Source organism: Salipiger pallidus (assembly GCF_014643635.1).
In the GTDB taxonomy this organism is placed as follows: Bacteria; Pseudomonadota; Alphaproteobacteria; order Rhodobacterales; family Rhodobacteraceae; genus Salipiger; species Salipiger pallidus.
The window spans coordinates 67,131-86,323 of record NZ_BMJV01000002.1; the positions used below are offsets into that span (position 1 = coordinate 67,131).

Below are 19,193 nucleotides of genomic sequence, written 5' to 3' on the forward strand. Positions count from 1 at the left end.
TCTGTCCTCCGCCTTGCACTCAGGAATGTGGCGCGACAGATTGGCGCTGAAACACGGAGAGAGAGTGCCATGCAGAATGGAGAAATCGCAGCGCGGGGCCTGGTTCTTCTGGGCTGCGGCAAGATGGGATCGGCCATGCTCGAGGGCTGGCTGAAACGCGGCCTCCCCACCAGTTCGGTGTGGGTGATGGACCCGAACCCGTCGGACTGGCTCAGGGGCACCGGGGTGGCGATCAACGAAGAGCTGCCCGAAGACCCCGCCATCGTGCTGGTGGCGGTCAAGCCGCAGATGATGGGCGATGCGCTTCCAGTGCTGGTGCCGCTGGGCAACGGGTCAACCATGTTCCTGTCGGTGGCCGCAGGCACGCTGATCTCCAGCTTTGAGACGGCGCTTGGCCCGGACACGCCCATCGTTCGCGCCATGCCAAACACCCCCGCAGCGGTGGGGCAGGGCATCACCGCCATCGTGGGCAATGCCAATGCCAGCGCCACCCACATGGACCAGGCCGAGGAGCTCCTGTCCGCCGTGGGCGAAGTGGTCCGCCTCGAGGGCGAGGCGCAGATGGATGCGGTCACCGGGGTGAGCGGCTCCGGCCCGGCTTATGTCTTCCACATGATCGAATGCCTCGCCGCCGCCGGAGAGGCCGAGGGGCTGGCCCCCGAGCTGGCGATGCAACTGGCCAAGGCTACCGTGGCGGGTGCAGGTGCGCTGGCGATGCAGGCGTCCGAGGATCCCGCACAGCTGCGCCGCAACGTGACCTCGCCCAACGGAACCACTCAGGCGGGGCTCGAGGTGCTGATGGACGAGGGTAACGGCCTGCCGCCGCTGGTCAGGGCCACCGTGGCTGCCGCTGCGGGCCGCTCGCGCGAGCTGGCCAATGGATGACGGCCCCGCGCCGCAGATCGGCATCGAGGATTTCCTCAAGGTCGACATCCGCGCGGGCCGGGTGATCCGGGCCGAGCCCTTCCCCGAGGCGCGCAAGCCCGCCATCAAGCTGTGGATCGATTTCGGCCCCGAGATCGGCGAGAAAAAGAGCTCGGCCCAGATCACCGTCCACTACACCCCCGAGGCGCTGGTGGGCCGCTTGGTCATGGCGGTGGTGAACTTCCCGCCCCGCCAGATCGGGCCGGTCATGTCGGAATGCCTCGTGCTCGGCTACGCCGACGAGGCGGGCGCCATCGTTCTCGCGGCCCCGGATGCGGACGTCCCAGAAGGAGCAAGACTATGCTGAGCAAGGTCCTCATTGGCCGCAACCTGCCGGACAGGGTCGTCGCCGAAGCGCGGCAGCTGTTCGACGTCACCTACCGGGACGAGCCCGGCGCCCTGAGCAAGGACGAGATGGTCGAGGCGCTGGGTGCCTATGACGCCATCCTGATGACGCTGGGCGACCGCTTTGACGCATCGGTCTTCGAGGCGGTGGGCACGCCCCGCGCCAAGCTGCTGTCGAACTTCGGCGTTGGCTTCAACCACATCGACGTGGCCGCCGCGGGTGCCGCCGGGGTCACGGTGACCAACACGCCCGGGGCCGTCACGGATGCCACCGCAGACATCGCCATGACGCTGCTGCTGATGACCTGCCGCCGCGCAGCGGAAGGCGAGCGGCTGGTGCGCTCCGGCGACTGGCAGGGCTGGCACCCTGTACAGATGCTAGGCCAGCATGTCACCGGCAAGAAGGTCGGCATCCTGGGTATGGGCCGCATCGGTCAGGCCATTGCGCGGCGTTGCCATTACGGTTTCGGCATGGATGTGGCCTATGCCAGTCGTTCCGAAAAGGCGCTGGACTACCCTGCGACCCGCTACGACACCCCGCAGGCGCTTGCCGCCGAGGTGGACGTGCTGGTGGTCTCCGTCCCGGCCTCGCCCGAGACCCACCACATGGTCGATGCCTCGGTGCTGGGCGCGATGAAGCCCACCGCGCATCTGGTGAACATCGCCCGGGGCGACATCGTTGACGAAATTGCGCTGATCGAGGCGCTGAAGGCCAAGCGCATCGCGGGGGCGGGCCTTGATGTCTACGAACACGAACCGCATGTCCCCGAGGCGCTGCGTGCCCTCGACAACGTCACGCTGCTGCCCCACCTCGGCACCTCGACCCTCGAGGTGCGCGAGGACATGGGGCGCATGGCGGTGGACAACATCCGCGCCTTCTTCGCGGGCGAGGAACTGGCCTGCAAAGTCGGCTGACCCCAAGTGAGAGTCCTGTGAGATCTGGACTGACAGACCTCACAGGTGAGACCTAAAGCGTGTCGGTGTCCATCCAGATGGTCACCGGCCCGTCATTGACCAGCGCCACCTGCATGTCCGCGCCGAAGCGCCCCGTGGCCACGGGCACTCCCTCGGCCTGAAGCTTTGCGGCGAAGTATTCATAAAGGCGGTTGCCGTCGTCTGGCGGCGCAGCGGTGGAAAAGCCGGGACGGTTGCCCCGCGTCTCGGCGGCTAGGGTGAATTGGCTCACCACGAGGGCCGCGCCGCCGGTGTCGCGCACCGACAGGTTCATGCGGTCCGCGTCATCGCGGAAGATGCGCAGCTTGGCGATCTTGGCGGCCAGCTTGTCCGCCTGCGCCTCGGTGTCGCCCTGCATGGCGCAGACCAGCACCAGAAGGCCTGGACCGACCTCTCCGATCACCGCGTCCTCGACGATGACGCGGGCCTCCGTGACGCGCTGGACAAGCGCCCTCATGCGTCTGCCTCCAGCTCCTCGACCCAAGGCGGATTGGCTCCGGCGCGGGACACGGTAACCGCCGCCGCCTTCGCGCCAAGCGCCACGGCGGGGGTGATGTCGTCCAGCGACGCGTCCTTCAGCAGGGTGCGCGACAGCAGCCCGGCGCGGTGCAGCCCGGCCAGAAGCCCAGCGTTGAACGTGTCACCGGCGCCGACGGTGTCGATCACCTCGGCCACCTCGGCGGGCACCTGCCGCTGGCCACCGGCGGTGTAGGCCACCACGCCCTCGGCGCCCCGGGTCTCCAGAACCAGTGTCACCCCGCCCTGCAGAAGCTCAGCGGGGGCGGTGCCCAGCCACGCCATGTCCTCGTCCGACACCTTCACGATGTCGGCACGGCCGAGCATCGCGTCGAGGCGGGCACGATAGCGGGCCTCGTCACGAATGAAGCTGGGGCGGATGTTCGGGTCAATCATCACCACCCGGTCCCCGGCCTGCGCACAAAGCGCGGCATAGGCGTCGGCCCCGGGTTCCGACACGAGGCTGATGCCGCCGAAGAACAGCGCGTCGATGTCCGCGCCAAGCTCCGGCAGGTTGGCGTCCGTCAGCATCCGCCCGGCGGTGTTCTCATCGTAGAAGGCGTATTGCGCGTGGCCGTCGGTCAGGGTGACGAAGGCCAGTGTCGTGGGCCGGTCCGACCGCGGCGCAAGCGAGGCATCGACGCGGCTTGCGGTCAGCGCCTCGGACAGGATCGCCCCGAAGAGATCGGTCGAGATGCCGCCGAAATACCCCGCCGGCGCGCCAAGGCGTCCCAGCGCAATGGCGGTGTTGAAGACCGCGCCGCCCGCAACTGGTGAAAACGCCGGCTCTCCGGTGGATGCGGTCCGGGGCAGCATGTCGATCAGCGATTCGCCGCAGCACAGGATCATGGGAACTCCTCCTAGATGTTAGCGCCGAAACTACCCTGCCGGGCCCGTGGCGCACAAGGCCAGAGTCGCTGGCCGGATTTGCACCAAATTCAAGGAGCCCGCTGGCCCGCCATGCCATTCTGACGGCATGAGGGAGCGCTTTGGTCATCCACCGAAGGCAGTCCCGGTTCATCGGGATACAGAACGTGACGCGCCGGGGGGCCAAGGAGGGGAGATCCCGGTCTCGTTCTTGTCCCAGCGATCGCCGTCAGGCCGGGGTGGTCTTTGCGGACCCACCCCGTGACGCCTTACTGCGATTGCGCGAAGACATAGCCAAGACCGCCGGCCAGGATCGCGCCGATGATGACCGCGATGGCGATTTTCCACGCGGACCACGGCCGTTCGCCCTGCACCCGTCCAGTGGTGCCGTTCACCACGAACCGGTAGGTTTCGCCCCGGTACTTGTAGGCGGCCAGCCAGACCGGCAGCAGCACATGCTTGAAGGTCACCGCAGACACGGACGTGTCCACGTGCTGGATGCGCTGGCGGTCGCCGCCGATGTCGAATTTCACATCCCGCTCGATCTGGCGGTCCATGATGGCGCGGGCCTCGACGAAGCCCTCGTCGAGGTCGACCTGGTAGCCCTCGGACCGGAACCCGGCAAGGAACTCGGGCCGGTAGGGCTCGAGCCGGCTGAGATCCCAAGGCTGCAGGGCGTCGGTGAATTTCTTCGGCAGCGAACGGGAGGCCAGCACCAGCACATCGTCGAAGAACCGCGACACCCGCCCCGATACGGGCCGCCAGCGGATTTCCGTGTGGCTGACCGTCTGCATCTTTCCGTCGCGCATGACGCGTCGGGTGGTGCGGTGGGCTGTGCCGCGCTGGCCGCGATACTGCGAGGCGGTCTGGGCATCGAAGGTCCAGTAGGGCACATATATGCCCTGCATCCGCCGCCCCTTGCGCGCGTATTCCTTCAGCCCGTTCGGCGCGAACCACAGGCCTCCCATCCAGTCGCCCATGGCCTTGTGCGCGGCCGTCTCGTCAAGGGCAAAGGGCAAAAGGCCCCGCGGTTTGATCTGTCGGTGGATGCCGGTGTCGGTCACCACCGGAGTGGCGCAGAACGGGCATTCCGTGGCGTGGGTATCGGGCTGGAATTCGACTTCGGCACCGCAGTTGGGGCAGCGGGTGACGCGCAGGTCTTCCATCTCCTGCAGGGGCAGCAGATTGTCGATGGCCTGCCGGAAATCGAGCTCGCGGATGCTGCCACCCCAGGGGCCGGCTTCGGCCATGGGTTCGGTGTGGCCGCAATGGTCGCAGACCAGCTGGCCCTTGTCGGGATCAAAGCGGTAGTCGGCGCCGCATTGCTCGCAGGGAAAGCGGTGTTCTTCGGTCATCAGGGCCCCGTCGCGTGAGCATAGGTTTGCCGCCAGATCCTAGGCGCGGGCGCGGGGGGATGGAACCCGGTTTTCCTTTGCCCCGAGGCTGGCTAGGGTGGCGCGAAGCGGCGCAGCATTGGAGGAAACGTGGTGAGATCAGGCATATGGGCGATGATCCTGCTGCCGCTGCTTGGCGGCGCGGCAGGGGCCGAGGACGTGGCCTTCCGTTTCACTTGGGAGGGCGGCAACGGCTATGAGATGACCGGTGCCCTGTCCTTCGACTCTGCTCTACTGGAGCGCGGAGAAGTGCGCGAGGGGGATCTCACCTGCTTTGTCGCGGAAGGCACGCAAGGCGGCGCGTCGGTAGGACGCTGGGCCCTAGGGATGCGGACCGAGGACACCACGTGGCACATGACCTTCCTGCCGCAGCAATCGGAGTTTGCCGTCTTTGGTCCGCGTTACCCGATGCCGCAGGCGTGGAACATGGACGGGTTCGGCACCGATTGCGGGGCGGGAGGCTTTGGTTTCAACATCGGCAACGCGGCGCAGGACCTGTGCATCGACGGGGCGCTGGTGGTGCCGTCGCAGGTGCCGCCCGACCAGCCGTTCCCGGCCGTTCGCGACGACGATGTCGCGTTTCCCCCCGACGCCTGCATCGGCCCGATGCTCATGAGCCGCCTCGAGGGGCCTTGAGCGCGACGCCGGTTTACGCGCCCGGCGGCGGCGGCGGCATTACCGTGAACAGCTGCGCCAGCTCGGCGACATCCTCGGCCTTCTTCCAGCCATCTTGTCCTTGGGTCCAGACGAAGGTTTCGCGCGTCAGCCCGCCTTCGGTGACCATGCGGCCCAGACGGGCCTTTGAGAAGGGACCCGAGGTCTGGCCGTTCTCGGCCAAGTGCCAGACATGTTCCACCGGGGGCGGCGGAGGCGGGGGCGGAGCAGAGGCCGCAGGCGCGGGGCGCGCGCCCCACGGGCCGGGTTGGGTGGCCTGACCTGCGGCCTGCTGGCCCATGGCCATGCCCATGGCAGCGCCGTAGCCCATGCCCATGGATTGCGCGGCGGCCGAGCCTTCGGCCCCCAGCGCCTCGGCGGCCTGGAATTTCGTGTAGGCGTCGAGGTTGCCGATAACTCCCATCGAGGTGCGCTTGTCCAGTGCCGCCTCAACCGCTGCGGGCAGCGAGATGTTCTCGATGTAAAGCTCGGGCAGGGAGAGGCCGTAGTCGGCGATGGTGCCCGAGATCCCCTCGGCCAGCATCTTGCCCAGCTCCTGTGTGTTCGCCGCCATGTCGAGCACGGGGATGCCGGACCCGGCAATCAGCCGCGAGAACTCCTGCACGATGATGTTGCGTATCTGGAAGCTGATCTCGTCGGCGGTGAACTCACCATCGGTGCCGACGATCTCGGACAGGAACTTCGCCGGATCGCTGACCTTGGTGGAATAAGTGCCGAAGGCGCGCAGGCGCACCGGGCCGAATTCGGGATCGCGGCACATGATAGGGTTCTTGGTGCCCCATTTCAGCCCGTTGAACCGCGTCGTGTTGACGAAGTAGATCTCGGACTTGAAGGGCGACTTGAAACCGTGATCCCAGTGCTGCAGCGAGGTCATGATCGGCATGTTGTTGGTCTCGAGCATGTAGAGACCGGGGGTGAACACGTCCGCCAACTGGCCTTCGTGGACGAAGATTGCCGCTTGTCCTTCGCGAACGGTCAGCTTTGCGCCGTACTTGATCTCGTGACCGTAGCGTTCGAAGCGGGACACCATGGTGTCCCGTGTGTCGTCGGTCCAGTGAATGACGTCGATGAACTGGCCCGAGAGGAAGTCGAGAATGCCCATGGTGGTCCCCGCAATTGTGCTGACAGGGGCAATCTAACCACCCTTTGCCGGGAAACAAGCAATTGGCCGCTATGGCCGGTTGCGGCGCCGGGCCGTCGGTCGCTTGACGGTCAGCTCCTGCTGGTTACCGCCCGTCCGGATCGGGAGTTTCCCTCACCGCTCCTGTATTATCAGAGCGGTATCATTGGCCTTGAGCGTTCAGCCCCGTGTGACCGGCCCGTTGCCATATGTCGGGGGTGAACGGTCCGGTATGAGCCGCCCCTTGCCAGCAAACCTTGCCACGCAGCCGCGCTTGCCGGACCTTGCCCTCCCGTCGGTGTGCGAATGGCCTCAGCTGCCGGTGGCCTGAACGTCGCGGGCGCCGGTGATCATCAGGTCGGCGACGAAGCCGATCAGCTCTTCCCATGCCTCTCGGTCGCGGTCATTCCAGCCGTCGACGTTGTCGGCCAGCGTTGCAATCAGCTGTTCGGTCAAGATCGGATAATGCTCGTCCTTGACGCCGTAGCCGGCGTGGCGACACCCCAGCATCTCGAGCTCGGGCACGAGGGGCTGCATGTCGTCGAGCGCCTGCACAAGGGTAAGGATCATGTCGTAAAGTTTGTCAGCTTGCGCCTGCATGTCATCGCGAAAGAGCAGCCGCAGATCAGGGGCGGCCCGGAACAGCCGGTTGTAGAAATCCACCGTAAGAGCCGAGGTTTTCGTCCGAAGCCGGAAAACCGTGGAAACGATCTGTGATTTCATCTCTGGTGAAAACATGGCCCCGCCCTGCTGTGTGGCATATGCCATACCGGACGGGAATGAAGGTGCAGTTAAGCGCCGGCTATCAAGCCCGCGTCAGCCCTGAGGCCTTAGCTTTGACCACCCAGCAGCGTCGATGCCTTGGCGGTATAGATCGGGCGGGCTTCGTCGGCGGTCATGCCGGGGCGCAGGGCCGGGTCGTAAAGCATCTGCAACAGCAGCTCGTCATGCGTGGTGAGCAGGGCAAACTCGTCATCGTCGTTGAAGATCGACGGCCGCGCCCTCGGGTGATCGTTGCCGAGGCCGAGGCCCTGGGCCACCTCTTCATGGATACAGGACCGGCGCAACAGGTCAGGGTGTTCCGATCGGATGACGGCGATCGCCTGATTGTAATCGCTGCCGCCGGGGGTCGCCGAGAATGCCATGACAAGGCAGTGAATCGAGCGCGGCAGGTCGTCGAACAGATCAAGCGCCGACGGAGTGACGTTCGGAACGATCTCGCGGATGCGTGGGGCGATCATGGCCTTGTCGTCTTCGGACATGAACAACACGTGGAAATTCGAAACGCCCCCGGTCATCGTAATGGGATGGCCGGTGATGCGAGACAGGCGGTCGACGTATTGGGTCACCATGTTGGTGTCCTGCACACGCTGATCCTCGGGAACGAGATCGCCGAATTCCACGGCGACACGCACCGGCTGAGTCCATTTCTTGATCGCACCATAGCCGCCACGAGACGGGCGCAGCCCTTCGCCGCGTTCGTATTCCTCCGCTAATGCGATGCGTTCAAAATTGCGCGCCAGCATGGTGTCGGTGAACGGGGTGTCCGGGCCGCCGCCATCGGTGCGCAGCAGACCGCGCGCCAGCGAGTCGGTTTCGAACTGGGCATAAAAGCGTTCGAGGTCGAGGCTTGCCAGCGACCGGCGCTTGGGCGGCGCAACGGCGGGCGGCTCGGGCTTGAGCCCATCGGGTCGCTGGTGCGGGGCGACGTCGGTGTTGCGCGGGGCAAGGTCAGAGGTCTCGCAGGCCGCAAGGCCCGCAAGCAGCCCGAGGGCACATCCCAGACGGCGCAGCCCCGCGCCCATGTCAGGCGCTTTTCGGCACGGACGTGCCAGTGGTGTCGCCACGGCCATCGCCACGGGACTTGGCTGACGCCAGGGTATCGCGAAGTTCGTTTTCCATCTTCTTCAGCTCCGTTTCGGCGGCGGCGCGGCGGGCCTTTCCCTCGTCGGCTATCTGCAGGCTTTCCTGAATCGTCGCGACAAGGTCGGCGTTGGCCTGCTTTACGGCTTCGATATCAAACACGCCACGCTCCATCTCGTTCCGGATCATGGTGTTGCTGTCACGCAGATTCTTCGCGTTGGCCGTAAGAAGATCGTTGGTGAGGTCATTTGCATCACGCACGGCGGCGGCTGCCTCGGCCGAACGCTGAAGCGTGACCGCCTGCGCCAGTTGGGTTTCCCAAAGTGGCACGGTGTTCACGAGAGTCGAGTTGATCTTGGTCACCAGTGACTTGTCGTTTTCCTGCACCAGCCGGATCGACGGCAGCGACTGCATCGTCACCTGCCGCGTCAGCTTCAGGTCGTGCACCCGGCGTTCGAGGTCGTCGCGGGCGGCGCGCAGGTCGCGCAGCTCTTGGGCGCGCATTACCTGGTCGTTTTCGTCTGCGGCCTGCACTTGCGTGTCCTTGGCGGGGATGTCGACGGTGTCGAGCTGCTTCAGCTTTTCCTCGCCCGCCGCGATATAAAGCGCGAGTTCGTCGTAGAACTGCAGCGTCTTGTCATAGAGCAGGTCCAGCGACTTGATGTCCTTCAGAAGGACATGCTCGTGCTTGAGCAGGTTGTCGGTGATGCGGTCGATCTGGGCCTGCACCTCTTCATAGCGGGCGGTGAACTTGGCGAAGGGAGCAGTTTTTCCGAGCAACTTTTCCCACCAGCTGCGATCACGGCGCACGTCGAGTTCTGAAATCGAAAAGCCCCGGATCGTCGCCACGATGTCACGCAGCCCGTCGCCTGCGGGGCCCACGTCCTTGTTGCGCACGCCGGTCAGCATGGCTTGGCTGATCTCCTGCAACTCCCCCTGCGCGGCAGAACCGAAGGACACGATGGAGTTGGTGTCGGACATATCGATCTCGTCCATGCGCGACCGAATCTCCTCGCGGACCTCGGGGGAGGCGGTTTCCAGCGGCACCACGGCACTGGCCTCTCCGGGTTCGGGCAGGACGACGGCGTTAACCTCGTCCACCATGGTCTCGGTCATCTGCGCTTCGGACTTCACTTTGTCGGACATTGTGCTTCCCTAATTTTCGGTGTGTGCGCGCCGCGGCCTCAGCCGAGCCGGACGCCTTCGCGTTGCAGACGCTCGCGCAGGACGTCGATTTCGACGTTCAGGTCGGCGTTGTTGTCGAGCAGCAGCGCATGCGTCTTATTGCCGAAGCTCTCTTCGAGATCGGTGAGCAGGGCCATGTAGGCGCTGCGGGCATTGCGGTCGCGGCTGCGGCTGTAGATGTCGGCGAACCGCACGGAGGCATCCCTTGCGCCCATGAGATAGACGCCAAGATACTTGCGCGCCGCACTGAGATCGCGCGGATCTTCTTCAACGGTGCGGATCAGTTCGGTGACCTTGACCGAGAACCGTTCAACCCGGGCCTCGACCTCGCGGTCCTCGGCGCGGTGGACGGCTTGTTTCATCTCGGCAAGGTAGGTCTGGGCCTCGTCCACAACCCGGGAGACGCGATCCTTCTGGAAGCTGTCGACGCCGCCGAGCCCCTTGCTTTTCAGCGGGTCAATTCCGAAGGCGGCAAGGTGCAGCGCACCGGCGCAGGCGCCCCAGATCAGAGGCGCAATGGCGCCCGGTTCGGTCTTGAAGGTGGCGATGGCGACCCCGACGCCGGTGGCGGCAGCGGCAAAGATCTTGCGCGGGATTGCCGGTCGGCGCGCCACGCGGCGTTCGTCGAAGGCGGCCTGCGCCCGCAGCCCGTCTCGCAGGAGCCAGGCGCCAAGCACCAGCGCCCCTGCGCCGACCAGCCCCATGGCGAGGCCAGCGGCCCCGTCATTGAGGGAGGTCGCCGCCAACACGATCGGCGGCACGAACATCAGGTTGGATCGCGCCCCTACCGGATCGACCTTGGCCCCGCGATAATGGCTTGGGCGGATGCGTTCGCTGGGTGCGTCGTCAAGAAGGTCGGACGTGTCGGGGCTGTACTTGCCGCCATAGCGCTGTGCCATGATCAGAGCCCTCCGAGCGTGCCGGAGCTTACTCCGAACAGCAGCACGATAAGCAGAACATATGCCACCTTCTGAAGGGTGCTGCCAGCCATGACGTCTCCGGTTTCCTGTCGTTTCCTCGGTCTTTCGAGGGGAAACCTAGGCACTGCGACGGTAACTTACCAGTGCAAAGCAGGTCGGGAAAAGCCTACCCGGCCTCACCCGGCCTGTTGCAGGGGCATACGGTTCCACAGCAGGTCGGCCTCGAGCTCGAAGGCATCGCCGCCGGTCTTGGCAATGGTCTTGCGGGCGCGATCCTCGAACGTGTCGCCAAGGGCGTGGATTCGAGCGATATAGCGGCGCCGGGCCAGGGGCTGGTCCACGTCATCCCAAGAGGTGATCAGCCGGTCGTTTTCGCGCTGAAGCAGCTCGACAAGCTTGATAACCGGCTTTCGCAGGCGTCGGATCCCGTCCGCATCGCGGCACAGCGCCCGGATCAGGCCCATGACGCCACATTTCAGCGCCTCGACATCGCGGGTCAAATCGGCATCGCCAAGGTCGGCGATATCAAGGACCATCTCATCAAGCCGCTCGTCGATGCGGTTGAGAGAGGCAAGGACGCTTTCCGGCAGGCCGTTCGGGCCGGTGGCCTCGGAGACGTGCTTGTAGGGAAACCCCTTGTCCTTGAGCGGGTCCATGCCGAAGGCGACGATGCTGAGCGCCGTTGCCAGCACGCCAAAGCCAATGGGCATGTAGAGTTCGGTGAAATGATGCCCCGCCAGCAGCGTCACCATGATGCCGATCAGCATCGCACCAAGGATCTTGCGCGGCGGGCGCGGGGCGCGGGCATGTTCAGCGGCGTGGTATTCGTTCTGGATCTGCTGGCCGCGATGGATGAGGCGCAGGCCGGCAAGGAACAGCGCCAGTTGCAGCAGCGCAGCAAAGGCGGACAGGCCGCTACCCTTGAACAGAAGCAGGATCATCGGGAAGGCTGACAGGAACAGGACCCCCAGTCCTGAATCAAGCAGGGCAAGATTGGTGTCTTGGTTCCGCCGGGTGGCAGAGTTCGACTTGGTCTTCGACTGTTCCATCGCACATCCCCCATGCGAACCGGTTGCGTCCCGCCAGTCAGGGTGACTGGTCAGAGAAAGTAGCTGAGGGCGAAGATCAGGACCCAGAGGGTGGCAAACGCCAGCTTGCCGCCAGGGTTGTTGCCTTGGCGCAGCTTCGACGCAGCAGAGGACAGCGCGTCAAAGGTATCCTGAGCCACCATGCGCAGGTTCCCAATAACCAGGAAGGTGGTCAGGCAGAGAATCGAAAGGGCCAGGATCGTCGTCATCATGGGTCTGAAGCTGACGGCGAAACCGGGCGAAAAAGCGGCAGACCTCGGGAGAAACAAAGATTGTTTCCCAATGGTTAACCGATGTTTAGGCCTTGTCGGATTGGGGTCCGGGAGGCATTTCTGCATCCCGGTGCTGTAGTTAGCGGCCGCGCTTGCCGCCACCGCCGTCCCGACCGCCGCGTGGTGCAACGCCGGGTTTGTTGCCACGTGTGTTCGGACCGGAGCGGCCGAAGGGCTGTCCACCGCCGCCACTGCGCGGGCCAGATTTGGGGCCGGACTTGGGACTAGCCTGGGGACCTGCTTTTGCACCTGCTTTCGGGCCGCTCTTCGGCCCCGAAGAGGACCCGGATCCGCCACGCCCCGCGCCGCCGCCCGAAGAGAAGGCGCCTCGGTCCGGCCCGCCATTCCACGGCTTGCCGCCGGCCTTGGGCTTGCCGGTGCGGGCGCTTCCTGGTCGCGACGGCGATGCCGGCGCATCAGACGGCACCTTCGCGCCGAACGTCTTGCCACCGGACACCTTGGCCCCGAAGGTCCGGCCACCCGGTGCGCTCGCCGATGCAGGTGCGGGGCGGCCTCCGGGCTTGGGGCCGCTTTTCGGAACCGAGTTCGCCCCGGCTTTTGGACCAGTTTTAGACCCGCTTTTGGGGCCGGGTGCCTGGTTCGGCTTGCGCCGGCGCTGCGATTCTGGGCGCTCGGTCTTTGCACCTTCAAGGCCAAGCTGGTCGCGCACCACCTTCGGACGCAGCTCCACCACTTCGCCGGATTTCAGGTCGCCCAGCTGGAAGGGGCCGTAGGACACCCGGATCAGCCGGTTCACCGACAAGCCGATGTCGGTCATGGCGCGGCGGATCTCGCGGTTCTTGCCTTCGCGCAGGCCCACGGTCAGCCAGGCGTTCGCGCCCTGCTGACGGTCAAGGATGACCTCCATGGGCTGGAACGCCTGCCCTTCGACCACGAGCCCCGCGCGCAGCGGCGCGAACATATCGTCGGTGGGCCGCCCGTTCACCCGCACCCGGTAGCGCCGCAGCCAACCAGTGGACGGCAGCTCAAGCTTGCGCTTGATGCCGCCGTCGTTGGTGAGAAGCAAAAGCCCCTCTGAGTTGAGGTCGAGCCGCCCCACGGTCATCACCCGGGGCAGATCCTCGGGCAGCTTGTCGAAGATTGTCTCTCGCCCCTGTTCGTCCTTCGTGGTGGTCACGAGGCCGACGGGCTTGTGATAGAGCCACATGCGCGGGGCCTCGGGCTTGTCCACGGGCTGGCCGTCGACGGTGATCCGGTCCTTGTCGGTCACGTTGAGGGCCGGGCTCTCGATGAGCTTGCCGTTTACCGCGACCCGTCCTTCCTCGATCATCTTTTCCACCTCGCGGCGGCTGGCAACGCCGGCACGGGCGAGCACCTTGGCGATGCGGTCGCCGGGAACGGGGGAAGAAGCGGAGGGGGAGGGGGGCTTTGTCATGGCCGCCTCATACAGCAAGGCCCTCGCGCTGGGAAGCGTCTCGAAAGGCGGCTCGCCAAGGCTTGCCGCACGCGGTATCAGCGGGTCCATGAGCTTTCGCAGTCACATGCACGAGGCCCTGTCCGAGGCCCGCGCCGCCGCCTCCCGCGGCGAGGTGCCCGTGGGCGCAGTGGTGGTCGGCCCGGATGGCGCGGTGCTGGCGACTGCGGGCAACCGCACGCGCGAGCTGAATGACCCCACCGCCCATGCCGAAGTACTGGCGATCCGCGCCGCCTGCGCGGCGCTCGGGGCCGAGCGGTTGCCGGGCTGTGACCTCTACGTGACGCTCGAGCCGTGCCCCATGTGTGCCGCCGCCATATCCTTTGCCCGGATCGCGCGGCTTTATTACGGTGCGGCGGACCCTAAGTCCGGCGGCGTGGCGCAGGGGCCGCGCCTCTATTCCCATGCCCAATGCCACCACGCGCCCGAGGTCTACGACGGCATCAATGCCGCCCCCTCCGAGGCCTTGCTGCGCGATTTCTTCCGCGAAAGGCGCTAGGATGCTGATCCTTTTCAACAAGCCCTTCGGCGTGCTCACCCAGTTCACCGACAAGGGTAACGCGGGCAGCGAGCGCCCCACGCTTTCGGGCTTCATCGACGTGCCGGGGGTCTACCCGGCAGGTCGGCTCGACAAGGACAGCGAGGGGCTGCTCCTGCTGACCGATGACGGGCGGCTGCAGGCGCGCATCGCCCACCCGAAGTTCCGCAAGCCCAAGACCTATCTCGTTCAGGTGGAGGGCGAGCCCAGCGACGCCCAGCTCGAAGACCTGCGCCGGGGCGTGACCCTCAAGGACGGCCCGACCCGCCCCGCCAAGGCACGCCGCATCCCGCCGCCCGACCTCTGGCCCCGGGTGCCCCCGGTGCGCTACCGCAAGTCGGTGCCGGATGCCTGGATCGAGATCACCATCACCGAAGGGCGCAACCGTCAGGTGCGCCGCATGACAGCCCACGTGGGCCTTCCAACGCTGCGCCTCGTGCGCTGGTCCATCGGTGAGTGGTCGCTGGACGGCATCGCGCCGGGGGAGTGGCGGGCGGTCTGACACAGTCGTCCTGTGGACGTGTTAAGGGTGCGCCTCGGTGTGAAGCACTAGGTCCTCGTCGCCGTGCGAAATGCTCCGAGCCCCAAGGTGCCCGCGTCGTGCGCCGCCCTTGGCCGGCTGCTGGAAAAGGTGCGAGAACTGCGCATCTCTTTCCCGCTCGTCAGCCCCCGATGCGCCGCATTTGCATCAGCTCGATAAGAGGGACCAAGATGTAACGCAATTTCGCGTCGAAATGGTGATGCCTGACTGTTTTTGGCAGCCCGCCAGGGGCCTGCGTGGCGCTCCACTACGGATGTCGCGTGGGACGGCCTGCCTCCGGCGGGCGTATTTGGAAAGAGAAGAAGGGATGGGCGCAAGGTCGATGCCGCGCTTTCGTTGAGGGAACGGCCTTGCGCGATGGCGCGTCCAGCTGCGCCTGTTCGCCACGCCACGCCACGCCACGGTTGCCGTTCGCGCCGCGCTCTTCTTCCATTTTAGCGCTGATGCTTTCTTCTCTTCGGAAAAAAACTCTTCGGAAAAAAAAACGCCGGGGGAGCCCCGCAGGGGCGGGGCAAAGCCCCCATCGGCGCTGTGCTATGGTCATTTCTGTACGAACGGGGCATAGCGATTTGCATGGACCTGTGGATCGCCGTCACCCTCTCTGCCGCCTTCTTCCAGACCTTGCGCTTCATGCTGCACAAGGTGCTGAGCATGGGCGCGCTGACCTCGACCGGCTCCACCTTCGCCCGCTTTGCCTATGCCATGCCGCCCGCGCTGCTGTTCACCAGCCTTTACATGGGCAGCACCGGGCAGGGCTGGCCGGGCCTCAGCCTTGCCTTCTGGCTTTACGCGTGGATCGGGGCGCTGGGGCAGATCCTTGCCACGATCTGCGTCGTCGCGTTGTTCCGGCAGCGCAATTTCGCCGTGGGCATCACCTTCAAGAAGACCGAAGTGATCCAAACCGCCATTCTTGGTGTGATCGTCCTCGGTGAGGCGATCTCCCCCGCGGGTTGGGGCGCGATCCTGATCGGCCTTGTCGGCGTGCTGCTGCTGTCGGACACGCCCGAGATCACCGGTTCCTTCCTGCGCCGCATCGCCAGCCGGGCGGTGCTGCTGGGGCTTGCATCGGGCTTCTTCTTCGCTTTCTCGGCGGTGGGCTACCGCGCCGCATCGCTCGAGATTGCCGCCGAAGATCCGATCCTGCGGGCTTCGGTGACCTATGTCTGTGTCGTCGTGAGCCAGGTCATCGCCATGGCGCTGTGGCTGAGGGCACGGGAGCCGGGACAGATCGCGGCAGTCTGGGGCGCGCGCAAGGTGGCGGTGTGGCTGGGCCTCACCTCCATGGCGGGCAGCCTGTCGTGGTTCACCGCCTTCACGCTGCAGACAGCCGCCTATGTGCAGGCGCTGGGGCAGGTGGAGCTGCTGTTCTCACTTGCCGCCTCGGTCCTGTTCTTCCACGAGCGCATCAGCCGGCGCGAGCTTCTGGGCATCGGCTTTCTGACCCTGTCGATCCTCGCATTGGTGCTCGTGCTCTGAACCTTGCGCCCGGGCGCTCCGGGTGCGATCAGGAAGGGCAGTCAGGAGACCAAAGCCCATGCCCTTCACCCTTGCCACCTGGAACATCAACTCGGTCCGTCTTCGTGAGCCGCTGGTCTGCCAGCTGCTCGAGCAGGACGCGCCCGACGTGCTGTGCCTCCAGGAATGCAAGAGCCCGGTGGACAAGATCCCCATGGAGCGCTTCCGCGAGCTGGGTTACCACCACATCGTGGCGCGCGGGCAGAAGGGCTACAACGGCGTTGCCATCCTGTCGAAGCTGCCGCTGCGGGATGTGGGCGACCGTGATTTCGCCGAGCTTGGCCATGCCCGCCACGTGGCGGCAGAGCTCGAGAACGGCGTCACCATCCACAACTTCTACGTCCCCGCGGGCGGCGATGTGCCCGACCGTGAAGTAAACGAGAAGTTCGGCCAGAAGCTCGACTACCTTGCGGGGATGCGCGACTATTTTCGCGATGAGGCGCCGAGCAAGGCGATCCTTGTGGGCGATCTGAACATCGCCCCGCGCGAGGATGATGTGTGGTCCCACAAGGCGCTGCTGAAGGTCGTCTCGCACACCCCCGTCGAGGTCGCGGCCCTGGCCGAGACGCAGGCGGCGGGCAGCTGGGTCGATGTCACCCGGCAGGATATCCCCGAGGGGCAGCTCTACAGCTGGTGGTCCTACCGCGCACGGGACTGGAATGCAGCAGACAAGGGCCGCAGGCTCGACCACGTTTGGGCCACGCCGGACATCTCGAACGCCGCCCACGGCAGCCGCGTGCTGCGCGATGCGCGCGGGTGGGAGAAACCGTCGGATCACGCCCCGGTCTTTGCCACCTTCGACCTCTGACCGGAACCCGCAAGGCCTTGAGGTCGTTGGGGGCCGGCCAATACGAAAGCAGCACATGTCCCAAGATCTTCATGTCCTCTGGTCCGTCGCGATCGCCATCCTGCTGCCATTGGGCGTCGCTGTGGCGATCTGGCGGGTCGTGACCAACGCGCGCACACCGCAGGGCTCGGTTGCATGGGTGGTGTTTTTGCTCGCAGCGCCGTGGTTCGCACTGCCGGCCTACCTGTTCTTCGGTCACCACAAGCTGCACGGTTTCAAGAAACGCCGCCGCATCAGCCACAAGGTCATGAAGACCTTTGGAAGCTACGCCCGCACCGTGGAACCGGCAACGCCGCTGCCGGTGCACAAGGCCTTCGCCCGGCTGGCCGAGATGCCAGTCACCGGGGGCAACGGCTTTCGTCTGCTGGTCAACGGGGACGAGACCTTTCCCACCATCTTCGACGCCATCGACAGGGCCGAGGATTATGTCCTTGTCCAGTATTACACAGTGGTCGACGACGACACCGGCCGCGGCTTGGCGGACCGTTTGATGGCCGCCGCGGAGCGGGGGGTCGAGGTGCGGATGCTCTATGACGGGGTGGGCAGCTACGGGCTGTCCTCCGCGTACCGCGACCGGCTACTGAAGGCGGGTGTGCGGATACTCGATCCCGGCAGCACCGCCGGGCCGACCTCGCGGCTGCAGATCAACTTCCGCAATCACCGCAAGACGGTCATCATCGACGGCAAGCTGGGCTTTACCGGTGGGCTGAACATGTCCGACACCTATCGCGGGCTCGGGGAGACCTTCGACCACTGGCGCGACACCCATGTGGAGCTGACCGGCCCTGCCGTGGCGCAGCTTCAGCTGGCCTATGTCGAAGATTGGCACTGGGCCACGGACGAGGCGCTGGGCGCCAAGCTGTTCTGGATGCCCGAGCCGGTCGAGAACGGGGCCGACGCGGTTGTCGTGCCCTCCGGGCCGGTGGACGAGCTGGACAGCGGCGCGCTGTTCTACTGCACCGCGATCAACGCGGCGCGGTCCCGTGTGTGGATCGCCACGCCTTATTTCGTTCCCGACGGCGAGGTGATGGCGTCGCTTCAGTCGGCGGCGCTGCGGGGCTGCGACGTGCGGGTTCTGCTGCCCGAGGGGCGCGATCACTGGCTGACTTGGCTGGCCGCCTTCTCGCATTTCCCCGAAGCACGGCGCACCGGGGTGCAGATCTGGCGCTACCAGCCCGGCTTCATGCATCAGAAAGTCATCCTCGTGGATGATGACTTCGTAGGCATTGGGACGGCGAACCTCGACAACCGGTCGTTCCGGCTCAATTTCGAAACCATGGTGGCGGTGTTCGACAGTCGTTTTGCGGAAAAGGTCGAACATATGCTCGAGCTTGATTTCACCCGGTCCCGGCTGCTGGAAACGGACCTGCCCGACGAGCCTCTGTTGCTGCGCGGCGGAGCAGCGGTGTCGCGCCTTCTCGCGCCGATCCTCTGAAGGGTGCGCGCATGAAGGTGGCAAGTTACAACATCCGCAAGGCCATGGGCACGGACCGCCGCCGCGATCCCGCGCGCATCCTGCGGGTGCTGAACGAAATCGGCGCCGACGTGGTGCTGCTGCAGGAGGCGGACCTGCGCCTTGGCCCGCGCCCCACGGCGATCCCGAGGTTTCTCATCGAGCAGGAAACCGATTACGAGGTCGCGGACGTGGCGATCAACGAGGTCAGCATTGGCTGGCACGGCAACGCCATTTTCCTGCGCAAGGGGATGAAGGTGACGCGCACCGAACGCATCCCGCTTCCGGGGCTGGAGCCGCGCGGCGCCGTGTTGGTCGAGGCGGGGGGCGTGTGCTTCGTGGGGGCTCACCTGGGCCTTATGCGGCGGTTCCGGCTGTTGCAGATGACCGCCATCCGCGAACATCTGAAGGGCTGCGAGGCGACCTCTCTGATCGCAGGCGACTTCAACGAATGGTCCGACGTGCGCGGTTACGAGCCGTGGGAGAAGGACTTCACCCTGCACCTGCCGGGGCCGAGCTTTCACGCCCGCCGGCCCTTCGTTGCGCTGGACGGGATCGCCCACGGACAGGGGCTGCGCATCGACGACATGGGGGTGTGGCGGACCGGCAAGGCGCGTGTCGCGTCGGACCATCTGCCGATCTGGGCCGATATCACCCGCTCCTGACTTGGGTTTCCGCTCCTTCCCGGCGCCCTCGGCCCTTGCAAGACCGGCAACCATGGGCCATCTGTCAGGCTGATGT

General features: G+C 65.7%; 21 protein-coding genes. 10 read left to right on the top strand and 11 right to left on the bottom strand.

The annotated features are described in order from the left end of the window. Nucleotides 1–69: 69 nt before the first annotated feature. The 3 genes from proC to IEX41_RS05970 are packed head-to-tail and all read left to right on the top strand — an operon-like array spanning nt 70 to nt 2,184. A complete protein-coding gene (gene proC, locus IEX41_RS05960; protein ID WP_188789330.1) occupies nt 70–885 on the top strand; it encodes a pyrroline-5-carboxylate reductase in 816 nt (271 codons plus the stop codon). Continuing rightward, nucleotides 878–1,231, top strand: a complete 354-nt coding sequence (locus IEX41_RS05965; protein ID WP_188789331.1) for a tRNA-binding protein — start codon at nt 878–880, stop codon at nt 1,229–1,231. Before proC ends, IEX41_RS05965 begins: the two co-directional genes overlap by 8 nt. Further along, the gene (locus IEX41_RS05970; protein WP_229673029.1) at nt 1,228–2,184 is read left to right on the top strand and encodes a 2-hydroxyacid dehydrogenase; all 957 of its coding nucleotides are present in this window, start codon (nt 1,228–1,230) and stop codon (nt 2,182–2,184) included. The genes IEX41_RS05965 and IEX41_RS05970 overlap by 4 nt, the downstream gene beginning before the upstream one ends. 52 nt (nt 2,185–2,236) lie before the next feature. Here the strand turns inward: IEX41_RS05970 and dtd are convergent, their stop codons facing one another. From dtd to IEX41_RS05985, 3 genes are all read right to left on the bottom strand, one after another. Further along, nucleotides 2,237–2,680 carry a D-aminoacyl-tRNA deacylase gene (gene dtd / locus IEX41_RS05975; protein WP_188789333.1) on the bottom strand — a complete coding sequence of 148 codons (444 nt, stop codon included), beginning with the start codon at nt 2,678–2,680 and terminating at the stop codon, nt 2,237–2,239. Continuing rightward, a complete protein-coding gene (locus tag IEX41_RS05980) occupies nt 2,677–3,588 on the bottom strand; it encodes a carbohydrate kinase family protein (RefSeq protein WP_188789334.1) in 912 nt (303 codons plus the stop codon). Before IEX41_RS05980 ends, dtd begins: the two co-directional genes overlap by 4 nt. A 287-nt stretch (nt 3,589–3,875) precedes the next feature. Continuing rightward, nucleotides 3,876–4,961: a TFIIB-type zinc finger domain-containing protein gene (locus IEX41_RS05985; RefSeq protein WP_188789335.1), complete on the bottom strand. Its 1,086-nt coding sequence runs from the start codon at nt 4,959–4,961 to the stop codon at nt 3,876–3,878. 132 nt (nt 4,962–5,093) lie between these two features. Between IEX41_RS05985 and IEX41_RS05990 the strand changes: the two genes are divergently transcribed. Next, the gene (locus IEX41_RS05990; protein WP_229672966.1) at nt 5,094–5,636 is read left to right on the top strand and encodes a hypothetical protein; all 543 of its coding nucleotides are present in this window, start codon (nt 5,094–5,096) and stop codon (nt 5,634–5,636) included. A gap of 13 nt (nt 5,637–5,649) precedes the next feature. On the opposite strand, the gene IEX41_RS05995 is transcribed toward IEX41_RS05990, so the two are convergent. The 8 genes from IEX41_RS05995 to IEX41_RS06030 all read right to left on the bottom strand — a co-directional run bounded on the left by IEX41_RS05995 (nt 5,650) and on the right by IEX41_RS06030 (nt 13,519). Next, nucleotides 5,650–6,777 (bottom strand): SPFH domain-containing protein, encoded by a 1,128-nt coding sequence (locus IEX41_RS05995; protein WP_188789336.1) that lies wholly within the window; start codon nt 6,775–6,777, stop codon nt 5,650–5,652. A 330-nt stretch (nt 6,778–7,107) separates the two neighbouring features. Continuing rightward, nucleotides 7,108–7,533, bottom strand: a complete 426-nt coding sequence (locus IEX41_RS06000) for a globin domain-containing protein (RefSeq protein WP_188789337.1) — start codon at nt 7,531–7,533, stop codon at nt 7,108–7,110. A 92-nt stretch (nt 7,534–7,625) separates the two neighbouring features. Beyond that, nucleotides 7,626–8,600: a DUF2927 domain-containing protein gene (locus IEX41_RS06005; protein ID WP_188789338.1), complete on the bottom strand. Its 975-nt coding sequence runs from the start codon at nt 8,598–8,600 to the stop codon at nt 7,626–7,628. Between the two features lies 1 nt (nt 8,601). Then, nucleotides 8,602–9,804: a toxic anion resistance protein gene (locus IEX41_RS06010; RefSeq protein WP_188789339.1), complete on the bottom strand. Its 1,203-nt coding sequence runs from the start codon at nt 9,802–9,804 to the stop codon at nt 8,602–8,604. A gap of 38 nt (nt 9,805–9,842) precedes the next feature. Next, nucleotides 9,843–10,742: a 5-bromo-4-chloroindolyl phosphate hydrolysis family protein gene (locus IEX41_RS06015; protein WP_188789340.1), complete on the bottom strand. Its 900-nt coding sequence runs from the start codon at nt 10,740–10,742 to the stop codon at nt 9,843–9,845. Between the two features lie 197 nt (nt 10,743–10,939). Next, entirely contained in the window at nt 10,940–11,812 is an 873-nt protein-coding gene (locus IEX41_RS06020; protein ID WP_229672967.1) for a hypothetical protein, read from the bottom strand. Nucleotides 11,813–11,862: 50 nt separating this feature from the next. Beyond that, complete coding sequence (locus tag IEX41_RS06025) at nt 11,863–12,060, bottom strand: hypothetical protein (RefSeq protein ID WP_229672968.1); 198 nt, start codon at nt 12,058–12,060, stop codon at nt 11,863–11,865. Nucleotides 12,061–12,202: 142 nt separating this feature from the next. Beyond that, a complete protein-coding gene (locus IEX41_RS06030; protein WP_188789342.1) occupies nt 12,203–13,519 on the bottom strand; it encodes a pseudouridine synthase in 1,317 nt (438 codons plus the stop codon). A gap of 88 nt (nt 13,520–13,607) precedes the next feature. Here IEX41_RS06030 and IEX41_RS06035 point away from each other — a divergent pair, with 88 nt between their 5' ends. From IEX41_RS06035 to IEX41_RS06060, 6 genes are all read left to right on the top strand, one after another. After that, nucleotides 13,608–14,057 (top strand): nucleoside deaminase, encoded by a 450-nt coding sequence (locus IEX41_RS06035; RefSeq protein ID WP_188789693.1) that lies wholly within the window; start codon nt 13,608–13,610, stop codon nt 14,055–14,057. 1 nt (nt 14,058) lies between these two features. Continuing rightward, entirely contained in the window at nt 14,059–14,598 is a 540-nt protein-coding gene (locus IEX41_RS06040) for a pseudouridine synthase (protein ID WP_188789343.1), read from the top strand. A 612-nt stretch (nt 14,599–15,210) separates the two neighbouring features. Next, entirely contained in the window at nt 15,211–16,113 is a 903-nt protein-coding gene (locus IEX41_RS06045; RefSeq protein WP_188789344.1) for an EamA family transporter, read from the top strand. A gap of 58 nt (nt 16,114–16,171) precedes the next feature. Next, a complete protein-coding gene (locus IEX41_RS06050; protein ID WP_188789345.1) occupies nt 16,172–16,960 on the top strand; it encodes an exodeoxyribonuclease III in 789 nt (262 codons plus the stop codon). Between the two features lie 55 nt (nt 16,961–17,015). Beyond that, nucleotides 17,016–18,434 carry a cardiolipin synthase gene (gene cls / locus IEX41_RS06055; RefSeq protein WP_188789346.1) on the top strand — a complete coding sequence of 473 codons (1,419 nt, stop codon included), beginning with the start codon at nt 17,016–17,018 and terminating at the stop codon, nt 18,432–18,434. Nucleotides 18,435–18,445: 11 nt separating this feature from the next. After that, the gene (locus IEX41_RS06060; RefSeq protein ID WP_188789347.1) at nt 18,446–19,117 is read left to right on the top strand and encodes an endonuclease/exonuclease/phosphatase family protein; all 672 of its coding nucleotides are present in this window, start codon (nt 18,446–18,448) and stop codon (nt 19,115–19,117) included. Nucleotides 19,118–19,193: the final 76 nt, after the last annotated feature.